Origin of the sequence: Saccharothrix coeruleofusca (assembly GCF_014648515.1) — a bacterium.
GTDB classification, from domain to species: domain Bacteria; phylum Actinomycetota; class Actinomycetes; order Mycobacteriales; family Pseudonocardiaceae; genus Actinosynnema; species Actinosynnema coeruleofuscum.
On the sequence record NZ_BMRG01000007.1, the window covers coordinates 243986 to 255063 of the forward strand.

Consider the following 11078-nt stretch of genomic DNA (forward strand, 5'->3'; position numbering starts at 1 on the left):
GGTTCGGTTCAACGCGGAGCGGACTTCTTCTCCGCGCACCGCCGACCGGCGTTGAGGCAGTCGACCACCCTGGCCATCAGCTCGTCCGGGAAGACGCTGATGAACATCGCGTGGTCGGTGCCGGGGTCGCGCAGCTGCTCCGGGAAGCTGTCGATGGCGAACGGCCTGCCCTCGGGCACGTCGTGGGTGACCCGCACGCGCAGCTTGGGGACGGGGAAGGTGCCCGGCGGGCACACCCCGCCCGCGACCGGGAACACCACGTGCGAGCGGTGGCTGGCGCTGTCGGTGTTGCGCCCGTCCCAGCAGCTGGGGAACTCGAAGGTGCGCACCACCTCGCTGCCCTGGGCGCAGCGCGGGTACCGGTCGGTCCGCCGGTCCTCGAAACCGGTGCAGCTCCACCGCGCCCGCCCGCCGCCGTTGGTCAGCGCGGCGGGCTCGCCGGTGATCATGCGCAGGAACCGGGGCATGGCGAGCACCTCGCTCACCGGGCTGCCGGTGAAGCTGACGGCGACCGAGGACGGCGGCAGCACCTCGCCGCTGTTGCCGTGCACACCGCCGCCCTGCTGGTGGTGGTCGTGGCCGGTGCGGTCGGTCAGCCGCAGCACCGGCCAGTAGTAGGTGGAGCGGTCCTGCCCCGCGCACGTGGTGCCCCCGGCGGCCAGGCTGCGGTCGGTGGAGGCGAAGTCGGTGGACAGGTTGCCGACGTACTCGTGGGTGTGGTGGGCGCCGTGCCGCAGGCCCGGCGAGCTGACCACGTTGTCGGCGTTGAGGTGGCGCTCCTCGTTGCGCCCGCAGTCCAGCTCGAACGTGCCGGTGGAGGCGTCCGGGGTGGTCACCACCGACTCGACGGACACGGGGACCTCGTCGATGGCGACGAACTGGTCCCCGGTGCCGCATCCCGTGATGACCACCACCAAGCTCAGCAGGCTGCGCACCTTCACGGGTGGAAGCTTGCCGGCTTTCAGGGGGTGGCGGTGACCAGCACTCGGCCGTCCGCCGTCACGACGCTGATGTCGCGCAGGTGGTCGAGGTCGACCAGGGCGGCCCCGGCCAGCGCGGTCTCCCCGCGCTGCGCGGCCACCCAGCCACCCGCGACGAAGCTCTGGCCGCCCGCGTCGGTGACCACGAGCTTGCAGCGCTCGCCCGCGGGCACCCCGTCGACGACCGACCGCAGCCGCAGCCAGCCCTCGACGGGGGTGACGGTGGCCGTCATCCGGACGCCTTCGGTGGCGCCGACCAGCACGCGCTCCTCCGAAGTGCGCTGTCCAGGGGGGCGGTCCTCCGCCTCCGGCGTGCTGTGCTGGCCGAGGTAGAAGCCCCCGGCGAGCACCGCGGTGGCCAGGGTGGTGCTCACCGCGGTGCTCGCGCGGACGCGGCGCCGGTGGTCGCGGGTCCGCTCGACGCGGACCTGGCGCAGCGCCCGGTCGAGGACGGGGTCGAGGGTGGGGTCCTGCATCTCTCCCTGGGTTTCCTGCTGCTCAGTCGTCGGAGCTCGGCGCGTGCGCCCCGAGCGGGGAGGGGTTGCGGCGGGTCATCGCGGTGCGGCCTTCCTGGCGGGGACGGTCACCCTCCACACGTCCCCGCCCGCCGATCGGTTCACCCCACCTCGCGCGAGTCGAACTTCCGGGCCCCCTGAGTTCAACGTTCGGGCGTCAACTGCACCCTGAGCACCCGGCTGGTGGAGTTGTTCGCGACGCTGTCGCGGTCGCCGCCGCCGCTGGTGGCCAGCCAGAGGCTGCCGTCCGGGGCGGGCTCCACCACCCGCAACCTGCCGTAGGTGCCCTGGAAGTGCACCGTCTCCGCGCCGACCTCGGCGCCGTCGAGCTGGAGCCGGTACATGCGGGTGCCGCGCAGCGCCGCCACGTACAGCCCGTCGCCCGCGACGGCGATGCCGCTGGGCGAGGCGCTGGCGGTGCTCCAGGTGCGCTTGGGCGCGACCGCGCCGGGGCAGCTGCCCGAGGTGCCCTCGCACTGCGGCCACCCGAAGTCGCCGCCGCGCTGCGAGAGGTTCAGCTCGTCCATCACCAGGTTGCCCAGTTCGGCCTGCCAGAGCCTGCCCCCGTCGTCGAAGGCCAGGCCCTGGACGTTGCGGTGCCCGTAGGTCCAGACGTAGCGGGCGTTGCCGCCGTTGCCGAAGAACGGGTTGTCCGTCGGCGGCGTGCCGTCGGGGTTGAGCCGCAGCACCTTCCCGCCCAGGCTGGACAAGTCCTGCGCGGAAGCCGAGTTCTGCGCGTCGCCGGTGCCCGCGTACAGCTTGCCGTCCGGGCCGAACCGGAGCCTGCCGCCGTTGTGGTAGGTGTTGCGCGGGATGCCGGAGAGCAGGACTTGCAGCGACGACGGCACCAGCGCGTCGCCCTGCACCCTGATCCGCACGATCCGGTTGTCGCTGCTGGAGGTGTGGTACAGGTACAGCCAGCCGTCGGTGGCGAAGGTCGGCGACACGGCCAGGCCGAGCAGGCCGCCCTCGGCGTTGGTGCCCGCCACGTTGGGCACCGCGCCCAACGTGGTGCGCGTCCCGGTGGGGCTGAGCCGGACCACGTCGAAGGCGTCGCGCCGGGTGTAGACCCCGGAGCCGTCGGGCAGGAAGCCCAAGCCCCACGGCAGGTCGGTGTCGGTGGTCAGCTGGGTGACCTCGCCCACCGGGTCGGCGGGCGCGGTGTCCGCCTGGGCGGTCGAAGGTGGGGCGAGCAGCGCGAGCGCCGCCGCAGCCGCGATCGCGGACCGCCGGGGTTGGGGTGCCACGGGAACCTCCCACGTCGTTGGGGACGGAGCAGTGCGGTGGCGGCGGAGGTCCGGCGGTCGGACGAAGGGCCGTTGACCCCTCGGCGGCTCCAGTTTAGGTTTTCGCTAACCGGCCCGAAACCGGAAAGCCCACCGGAGCGGAGGTCTGTCAGCGTCTCGTTCGGTCTGCCCGCATCGTCGCAGGAGAAAACCATATGAGTCGCCCGAAACACTTGCGAAAGCTCTTACCGATCTTCCTCCTGATGGCGGGATGCGGCGCACCGACAACAGGTCCGGTCCCCGAAGCGCCCACCTCGGTGCCCGACAAGCCTTCCCAGCCGGTGGAGCTCAACATCCTGGACGTGGCGGGCAACCTCCAGCTGACGCAGGGCATGATCGACGACTTCGCGGCCCAGCACCCCGACGTGGTCAGCAAAGTCAACTACACCAAGGCGACCGCGCCGGACATGCCGGGCAAGCTCAAGGCCGAGCAGAACGCGGGCCAGTCGCAGACGCACCTGGTGCTCACCGGCACCGACGGCCTGGCCGCGGTGATCGACCAGCAGTTGGCGCTGGACCTGCACCCCCAGTACGCCGAGAAGTTCCCCAACCTCAAGGAGAGCTACCTGCCGCCCGCCGCGGCGATGCAGGAGCTGGCGCAGGGCAAGGGGATCACGGTCACCTACTACCCGTCCGGGCCGCTGCTGGAGTTCGACCCCGACAAGGTGCCGAACCCGCCCACCACCGCCGACGAGCTGCTGGCGTGGGCCAAGGCCAACCCCAAGAAGTTCCAGTACGCGGTGCCCGCCAACTCCGGTCCCGGCCGCACGTTCCTGATGGGCCTGCCCTACATCCTCGGCGACTCCGACCCGAAGGACCCGGAGAACGGCTGGGAGAAGACCTGGGAGTACCTCCGGCAGCTGGGCGAGCACGTCGACCACTACCCGTCGGGCACCACCGAGACGATGAAGAACCTGGCCGACGGCACGGTGGACGTCGTGGCCACCACGACCGGCTGGGACATCAACCCGCGCGTGCTGGGCACCGTGCCCGAGCGGATGAAGGTCACCACCCTGCAGGGGTTCCACTGGGTCACCGACGCCCACTACGCCGTGGTGCCCAAGGGCGTCTCCGCCGACGTGCTGGCCGCGAACCTGGCGCTGATCCAGTGGGTGCTCAAGCCCGAGCAGCAGGCCAAGGCCTACGACAAGGGCTACTTCTACCCCGGCCCGGCGGTCAACGGCGTCACGCTGGAGATGGCCCCGCAGGAGTCCAGGGACGTCATCGCGAAGTTCGGCAGGCCCGAGTACGAGCGGCTGATCGCCGAGAACCCCAAGGAGACCTCCCTGCCCGCGGCGGCCCAGGTGAAGGCGTTCCAGAAGTGGGAGCGGGAGATCGGCAGCGGGAAGACGCGCAAGTGAGCGGCCGGTTCGCGGAGCTGCGCGTCGACCGGGTGCGCCGCGCGTTCGGCTCGCACGTCGCGCTCAACGACATGGACCTGACCATCAAGGGCGGCGAGTTCGTGGCGCTGCTGGGGCCCTCCGGCTGCGGCAAGTCCACCGCGCTGAACTGCCTGGCCGGCCTGCTGCCGCTGACCGGCGGCCGGATCTCCTTGGACGGCAGGCGGATCGACCACCTGCCGCCGGAGAAGCGCGGCTTCGGCATGGTGTTCCAGAACTACGCGCTGTTCCCGCACATGTCGGTGCGCCGCAACGTGGGCTTCGGCCTCACCATGCGCAAGGTCGGCAAGGCGGAGCTGAACCGCCGCGTGGACGAGGCGCTGCGCATGGTGCGGCTGACCGAGCACGCCCACAAGTTCCCGGCCCAGCTCTCCGGCGGCCAGCAGCAGCGCGTCGCGATCGCCCGCGCGATCGTGCTGGAGCCGCCGCTGGTGCTGATGGACGAGCCGCTGTCCAATTTGGACGCCGCGCTGCGCCTGGAGATGCGCACCGAGATCCGGCGCCTGCACCAGTCCCTCGGCCTCACCACCGTCTACGTCACCCACGACCAGGAGGAGGCGCTGGCGCTGGCCGACCGCCTGGTGGTGCTGCGCGACGGCGAGGTGCAGCAGGTCGGCTCGCCGGAGGAGGTCTACGCCCACCCCGCGAACCGCTACGTCGCGGGCTTCATGGGCTACCGGACCATGCTGCCGGTCACCGTGACCTCGTGGGCGGGCGAGCACGCGACGGCCGCCGTGGACGGGTTGACGTTGACCGGCGTCAACCGCGACCGCCTCACCGGCGGTCCCGCCGTGGCCGCGATCCGGCCCGAGGACTTCGCGGTGACCGAGCAGGACGGCGAGAACACCATCCGGGCCGAGGTGGAGATCGTCGAGTACCACGGCCGGGAGCAGGCCGTGCAGGCCCGCCTGCCCGGCGGGGAGCCGCTGCACCTGCGCACCACCAGCAGGCTCGCCCCCGGCGACGCCGTGCGGCTGCGCGTGCCCGTGGAGCGGGTGCTGATCTTCGGGGCGGACTCGTGACCACCGTCGCGCTGCGCCACCGGCTGGCCGAGCGCGGCGTGGACCGCGTGCTGCTCCTGCTGGTGCCCGGCGCGGTGTTCGTCGCGCTGCTGTTCCTCTACCCGTTCCTGTACGGCTTGCAGCTGTCGTTCCAGCCCAAGGACGGCGGCGGGCCGCTGGCCAACTACCGGCGCTTCTTCACCGACGCCTACCTGCGCGACACCATCTGGATCACGCTGCGCCTGGGCCTGCCCGCGGCGCTGTTCAACGTGCTGGCGTCGATCCCCATCGCCTACCGGATGCGGGGCCGGTTCCGGGGCAAGCGCCTGATCACCACCCTGCTGGTCGTGCCCATCACCCTGGGCACCGTGCTCACCGCCGAAGGCCTGATCGAGTACCTGAGCCCGGTGGGCTGGTTCAACAAGGTCGTCATGGCGCTGGGGCTGGTCGACGAGCCGGTGCGCCTGGTGCACAACTACTGGGGCGTGCTGCTGTCGCTGGTCATCACCGGCTTCCCGTTCGCCTTCCTGCTCACGCTGTCCTACCTGTCCGGCATCGACCCCACCCTGGAGCGCGCCGCGGCCACCCTGGGCGCTTCGCGGGGCCAGCGGTTCCGCTACATCACCATGCCCCTGCTGGCGCCGGGCCTGGCGGTGACGTTCTGCCTGTCGTTCGTGCTGGCGTTCTCGGTGTTCCCGTCGGCGGTCATGGTCGGCGAGCCGCAGGGCGAGACCCACGTGATCTCCATCGCCGCCTACGACACGGCGTTCCGCGACTTCGACTACTCCATGGGCTCGGCGGTGGCCATGATCATGGCCCTGGTGATGCTCGTGGTCATCGCCCTGGTGCTGCTGTGGCGCACCACGCTGTACCGGGGCGCGACGGGAGGCAAGGGATGAGGCCCGCCGCGTGGTTGACGTGGGGCGCGCTGGCGTTCTTCATGCTGAACCTGGCCGCGCTGGTCGGCGCGGTGCTGGTGAACTCGTTCAGCACCAGGTGGTTCGGCACGTGGTGGCCCGAGGGGTTCACCGCCGCCTGGTACGCCGAGGCGTGGCGCGAGTACGACCTGTTCGACGTCCTGCTGGTCACCCTCCAGGTGTCCCTGGCCGTGGTCGTCATCTCGGTGCTGATCGGCGTGCCCACCGCGTACGCGCTGGCGCGCCGGAACTTCCCCGGCAAGAAGCTGCTGAGCCTGCTGTTCCTGCTGCCGATCCTGATGCCGCCCATGACCTACGGCATCCCGCTGGCCACGGTGCTCTACAAGTTCCACCTGGCGGGCAGCACGGCCGGGGTGATCGTGGCCAACCTGGTGCCCGCCGTGCCGTTCGTGGTGCTGACCATGACGCCGTTCATCGAGCAGATCGACACCAAGATCGAGGCGGCGGCGCGGATGTGCGGGGCGCGGACCTCGGCGGTGTTCCTGCGCGTCCTCGCGCCCCTGCTGGTGCCGGGCATCCTCGCCGCGTCGATCCTGGTGCTGGTGCGCACCGTCGGGATGTTCGAGCTGACCTTCCTCACCGCCGGTCCGGACAGCCAGACCCTCGTGGTGTCGCTGTTCTACTCCGTGTCGGCGGCGGGCATCCGGGCGCAGCAGACGGTGGACGCGATGGCCGTCATCTACACCGCGTCCATGCTCGTGCTGCTCGTCATCGCCCTGCGCTTCGTCAACCCGACCCAGTTGGTGACCCGCCTGAAAGATCCGGCGCAGTAGCTGCCGCCTTCCAGAAAACCTCCCCCTCGGGCTCGAACAGGGCCGCGTACAACGTGACCTCGTCACGGCCTTCGCCCACCGCCAGCGGAACCCTGGCTTCCAGGTGCTCATCGGGCACGATGACGAACCCGTGCGCGGTCACCACTGACATCACGCGAGCTTCCGGCGTCCCCGTCGGCGGTCTTGCGGGAACCAGGACGGTGCCACGCTGCCCATCCAGCGCGGAGGACAGCACCACGGCGTAGGGGCCGACCATCGACAGCTTGACGCTCAACGGCCGTTCAGCGTGCACGATGTAGGTGAAGCAGACATCGCAGTTGATGTCCGTGTCATCCGCTACCGGGCCGACTTCCGCCAACTCGTGCGCGATCCCTTCGAACGGCTGCCGGTTCGCCATTTCCAGGGCGAAGCGCCGCTGAGGAGAACTGAGATCGCCGTACGACTGGCGCAGGTACCGCTCGTACACCGAGGGAATGAAGACCTTCCCCTTGCGCTTGCCCATCAGTGCTCCGGCCCCTTCGGGTGAGCGTGAATCCTGCCCGAACTGTCCATGTGCACCCTCACCGTAGTCTGCCAACTACCGTTCTCAGGCGTACAGCTCCTCTGTCACCGGAATGACCACTGGATCGCGCTGATGGTTTGGCGAATCTGGACGCGCGCAGGCTTGAGCCCCGCGACGGCGATCGGCGGTGCGAGGTCGTTCCCTCGAAGGTCGGCTCGCGTCCCCCGATGACCCGCAACCCGATGTCCGATCACCGACTCCACGATCAGCGCACATAGACGTCGAACGGGTGATCAGGGTCACTCTGGCAGCCACTCTGGGTCACCAGCATTCCCCAGCACCGCGAAGCACACCACACCAGATGCCCCAGTCTTTCGCTCCTGTGGGTACTACCTGGAAACCCCGCTGTTTTGCGGACTCCACCGCAGAACCCCTAGGTAGAGTTAAACCATGGTGGCGCGTCGTGAACCCAAGATGACGCTCCCGACGCAGCTCGTCCTGGGCGTGCTGCTGGCGGAGCCGGACAAGGAGCACTACGGGCTGGAGGTGTGCCAGGCCGCCGGACTGCCCAGCGGCACCGTGCACCCGATCCTCGCCCGGCTGGAGAGCTGCGGCTGGGTGACCAGCCAGTGGGAGGAGGTCGACCCCAGGGAGCAGGGCAGGCCCCGCCGCCGGTACTACCGGATGACCCCGGACGGCGTAGCGGCGGCACAGGCCGCCGTGGCCCGCGCGCACGGCTCCATCACCCGGCTCGGACTCCTGCGAGCGCATCCGGCAGGTGGGACATGACGCGACGACGACGGGTGCGGCAGCTCTGCGCGCTGGCGCGCGAGCTGGAACGCGCACTGGACGGCAAGCTCGACCGCATCCTGGACCGCAAGCTGGCGCACGAGGTGTCGCTGGAGCTGAAGCGGGCCATCGAGCGCAGCAGGATCTGGGACCTGCGGCTGCTCCGGCTCTACGAGCGGGTGCGCCTGCTGGAGTCCACTGTGGAGCGCAACTACCACGCCACGGCCAGCTTCTCCCCGATGCGCTGCGACGCCCACGCCATCCGGGTCGCGCTGGAGGAGATCGAGCGCTGCCCGGCCGACCAGGCGCGCCTGGTCGGCTGGGCGGTGTCGCTGCTGCCGCTGCGCCACCGCACCCGCTACTTCGAGGAGTACCTGGCCGAACTGGCCGACCTGCCCCGCGTCAAGCGGGTGCCGCACGCGCTGCGCCTGCTCAGCCGGTCGTGCGTGCTGCGCCGCGCCCTCGGCGTGCACGCGGTGAAGGCGCCGCGATGAGCGCCGCGCCGGAGGTGCTGGGCTGGGCGCTGCGACGCCTGCGACCGCGTCCCGCGCGCGGGCCGGAGCACCGGTCGATCCTGGTCGTGGACATCGCGGGGTTCGGGCGGTGGTCCGATCCCGAGCAGATCACCGCGCGAGAAGTGCTGGCAGGCGCGATGAAGGCCGGTTTCCGGGCCGCCGGGGTGTGGTGGTCCGACCTGGCGGTGCAGGACCGCGGCGACGGGATGGCCGTGCTGGTGCCCGCCTGGGTGTCCAAAGTGGACCTGCTCGACCCGGTGCTGCCGCACTTCGTCGGGCTGCTCCGGCGGCACAACGACGCCGTCGGGCCGGATCCGCGCATCCGGGTGCGGGTGAGCCTGCACGCGGGCGAGGTGCACCGCGACGCGCACGGCTGGGTCGGCGGCGACCTCAACACCGCGTGCAGGCTGGTGGACAGCGACCCGTTGCGCGAGCACCTGGCGGCGAGCACGGGCGACGCGGTGCTGGTCGTGTCCGACCTGATCTACCAGGGCGTGGTGCGCCACGCCTACCGCGGCCTCGACCCCACCTCCTACCACCCCGTGCACATCGCCGTGAAGGAAGTCCGCACCACCGCCTGGCTCACCCCCCTCTGACCGCCTGCAAGTACTACCCGACGTGCCCACGTGGGCCGTTGACTACTACCCGACTCCCCGAACGCTCAGTTCGTGGTGCGTGAACGCTCGGTTCACGGTGTCCGAACGCGCGACTCGCGGCGGTGGTGGCTCATAAGCCCGAGGTGTCGTGCTGCTCTATCAGGCCGTAGTGGTGGGCGAAGCGCACCGCGTGCACGCGGTCCCGCAGCCCGAGCTTGGCGAGCACGCGCGACACGTGGGTCTTGACGGTCTGGCTGCCGACGTAGAGCTGGTCGCTGATCTCCGCGTTCGAGAAGCCCGCGGCCATCAGCAGGAAGACCTCGTGCTCGCGCGCGGTGAGCCGGTCCACGCCCGGCGCCGTGCTCCGGGGCGGGGTGTTGGGCACCAGGACGTCGGCCAGCCGGGGGACGAGCCTGCGGGTGATCGACGGGTCGATGTAGGTGTCGCCCCGCGCGGCGACGCGGATCGCGGTCACCAGCTCCTCTGGGGGCAGGCTCTTCAGCACGAAGCCGCTCACCCCCGAGGCCAGCGCCTTCCGGACGTAGTCGTCGGCGTCGAAGGTGGTGAGCAGGACGACCTTGAGGTCCTTGGTCGCGGGCACCAGTTCGCGGGCCGCCGCGATCCCGTCCAGCTTCGGCATCCGCACGTCGAGGATGGCCAGGTCCGGCCGCAGCGCCCGGACCGCCTCGACGGCGCTGTAGCCGTCCCCGACGTCGGCGACGCAGCTCATGTCCGGTTGGGCGTCCAGCACCGCCCGCAGGCCGGAGCGGAACATCACGTGGTCGTCGGCGATCACGATGCGCAGGGTCATGATCCCCCCTCCGTCGGCACCGTCACGCTGGTCTGCCAGTACCGCCCGTCCTCGACGAGCCCGAAGGTCGCCGATCCGCCGAACACCTCGGCGCGCTTGCGGATTCCCTCCAGGCCGAGGGCGGAACCGCCGAGTGCCGTCAGGGATGCCCGCTCCCCCTGCGCCGCACCGGACGGGACGCGGTTGCGCGCGGTGATCGACACGTGGTCGCCACCGTACTCGAGTTCCACGCGCACGGCCGTGCCGTCGCCGTGCCGCAGGGCGTTCGTCATCATCTCCTGCGCCACCCGGTACAGGGCCGTGTCGACGGCGCGCGGCACCGGGTACGGGTCGTTGTAGACGGCGAAGGCCACCCGCAGGCCGGAGGACCTGACGCCGTCGAACAGCTCCTGGAGCTTGCCAAGGCCCGGCTGGTCGGGCAGGTCGTCGCCGTGGTGCAGCAGGTCGAGCAGCCGCCGCAGGTCGACCATGGCCGCGCGGCTGGACGTCTCCACCGCCGCCAGCGAGGTGCCCACCGGTCCGGCGTCGTCGGCGGAGCCGTGGCCCGCCAGGTTCATCCGCGCCGCCGCCGCGTGCACGCCGATCGCGCTGACGTGGTGCGAGATCACGTCGTGCAGGTCGCGGGCGATGGCTTCGCGCTCCCTGGCCACCGCCCGGTTCACCTCGGCCTCGGCGTCCCGCAGGGAGTTCTCCCGCTGGTGGCGCAGTTCGTCGACGTAGGCCTTGCGCGCGGTGGTGTAGCGGCCGACCAGCCACGGCACCACCGAGTTGGCGGTCACCAGGGTCAGCAGGGTGAACGGTTCCACCTCGTCGCCGACCCACAGCGAGGACAGCACGCCCAGCGCGAGGGCGGCCAGCGAGGCGGCGGCGGGCCTGCCCCGCAGCCAGGCGCCCGCCCGGTAGGCGGAGATCAGCTGCCCGGCCGTGTTCGCGGTGCGCCCCGGCACGACGGCGGCCAGCACCGGCAGCAGG

13 protein-coding genes are annotated in these 11078 nt (G+C 71.1%); 7 read left to right on the forward strand and 6 right to left on the reverse strand.

The genetic code is table 11. From position 1 onward, the window contains the following. Positions 1–8: 8 nt before the first annotated feature. From IEZ00_RS20080 to IEZ00_RS20090, 3 genes are all read right to left on the reverse strand, one after another. Entirely contained in the window at positions 9–941 is a 933-nt protein-coding gene (locus tag IEZ00_RS20080; RefSeq protein WP_229795917.1) for a DUF1996 domain-containing protein, read from the reverse strand. Between the two features lie 20 nt (positions 942–961). After that, positions 962–1456 carry a hypothetical protein gene (locus tag IEZ00_RS20085; protein ID WP_189224812.1) on the reverse strand — a complete coding sequence of 165 codons (495 nt, stop codon included), beginning with the start codon at positions 1454–1456 and terminating at the stop codon, positions 962–964. Positions 1457–1638: 182 nt separating this feature from the next. Further along, positions 1639–2742, reverse strand: coding sequence for a PQQ-dependent sugar dehydrogenase (locus IEZ00_RS20090; protein WP_229795918.1), 1104 nt, complete (start codon positions 2740–2742; stop codon positions 1639–1641). Between the two features lie 296 nt (positions 2743–3038). Here IEZ00_RS20090 and IEZ00_RS36845 point away from each other — a divergent pair, with 296 nt between their 5' ends. Genes IEZ00_RS36845 through IEZ00_RS20105 form a run of 4 tightly spaced genes read left to right on the forward strand, consistent with a single transcriptional unit; the run spans position 3039 to position 6893 of the window. Then, entirely contained in the window at positions 3039–4142 is a 1104-nt protein-coding gene (locus tag IEZ00_RS36845; RefSeq protein WP_229795919.1) for an ABC transporter substrate-binding protein, read from the forward strand. Continuing rightward, on the forward strand, positions 4139–5203 hold the full coding sequence (locus IEZ00_RS36850) for an ABC transporter ATP-binding protein (RefSeq protein WP_229795920.1): 1065 nt from the start codon (positions 4139–4141) through the stop codon (positions 5201–5203). Before IEZ00_RS36845 ends, IEZ00_RS36850 begins: the two co-directional genes overlap by 4 nt. After that, on the forward strand, positions 5200–6081 hold the full coding sequence (locus IEZ00_RS20100; RefSeq protein WP_189224813.1) for an ABC transporter permease: 882 nt from the start codon (positions 5200–5202) through the stop codon (positions 6079–6081). Before IEZ00_RS36850 ends, IEZ00_RS20100 begins: the two co-directional genes overlap by 4 nt. Continuing rightward, a complete protein-coding gene (locus tag IEZ00_RS20105; RefSeq protein WP_189224814.1) occupies positions 6078–6893 on the forward strand; it encodes an ABC transporter permease in 816 nt (271 codons plus the stop codon). Before IEZ00_RS20100 ends, IEZ00_RS20105 begins: the two co-directional genes overlap by 4 nt. Here the strand turns inward: IEZ00_RS20105 and IEZ00_RS20110 are convergent. Then, on the reverse strand, positions 6847–7395 hold the full coding sequence (locus tag IEZ00_RS20110; RefSeq protein ID WP_189224815.1) for a hypothetical protein: 549 nt from the start codon (positions 7393–7395) through the stop codon (positions 6847–6849). The genes IEZ00_RS20105 and IEZ00_RS20110 overlap by 47 nt on opposite strands. A 450-nt stretch (positions 7396–7845) precedes the next feature. Here IEZ00_RS20110 and IEZ00_RS20115 point away from each other — a divergent pair, with 450 nt between their 5' ends. From IEZ00_RS20115 to IEZ00_RS20125, 3 genes are read left to right on the forward strand one after another with little or no spacing between them, the layout of a single operon-like run. After that, positions 7846–8184: a PadR family transcriptional regulator gene (locus tag IEZ00_RS20115; protein WP_229795921.1), complete on the forward strand. Its 339-nt coding sequence runs from the start codon at positions 7846–7848 to the stop codon at positions 8182–8184. Further along, entirely contained in the window at positions 8181–8678 is a 498-nt protein-coding gene (locus IEZ00_RS20120; RefSeq protein WP_189224817.1) for a hypothetical protein, read from the forward strand. Before IEZ00_RS20115 ends, IEZ00_RS20120 begins: the two co-directional genes overlap by 4 nt. After that, on the forward strand, positions 8675–9295 hold the full coding sequence (locus tag IEZ00_RS20125; RefSeq protein ID WP_189224818.1) for a hypothetical protein: 621 nt from the start codon (positions 8675–8677) through the stop codon (positions 9293–9295). Before IEZ00_RS20120 ends, IEZ00_RS20125 begins: the two co-directional genes overlap by 4 nt. 130 nt (positions 9296–9425) lie before the next feature. On the opposite strand, the gene IEZ00_RS20130 is transcribed toward IEZ00_RS20125, so the two are convergent. Together IEZ00_RS20130 and IEZ00_RS20135 are read right to left on the reverse strand one after the other, a co-directional pair. Next, on the reverse strand, positions 9426–10106 hold the full coding sequence (locus IEZ00_RS20130) for a response regulator (RefSeq protein WP_189224819.1): 681 nt from the start codon (positions 10104–10106) through the stop codon (positions 9426–9428). Further along, the coding region (locus tag IEZ00_RS20135) for a sensor histidine kinase (protein WP_229795922.1) at positions 10103–11078 on the reverse strand (976 nt) is incomplete at its 5' end. The genes IEZ00_RS20130 and IEZ00_RS20135, both read right to left, overlap by 4 nt.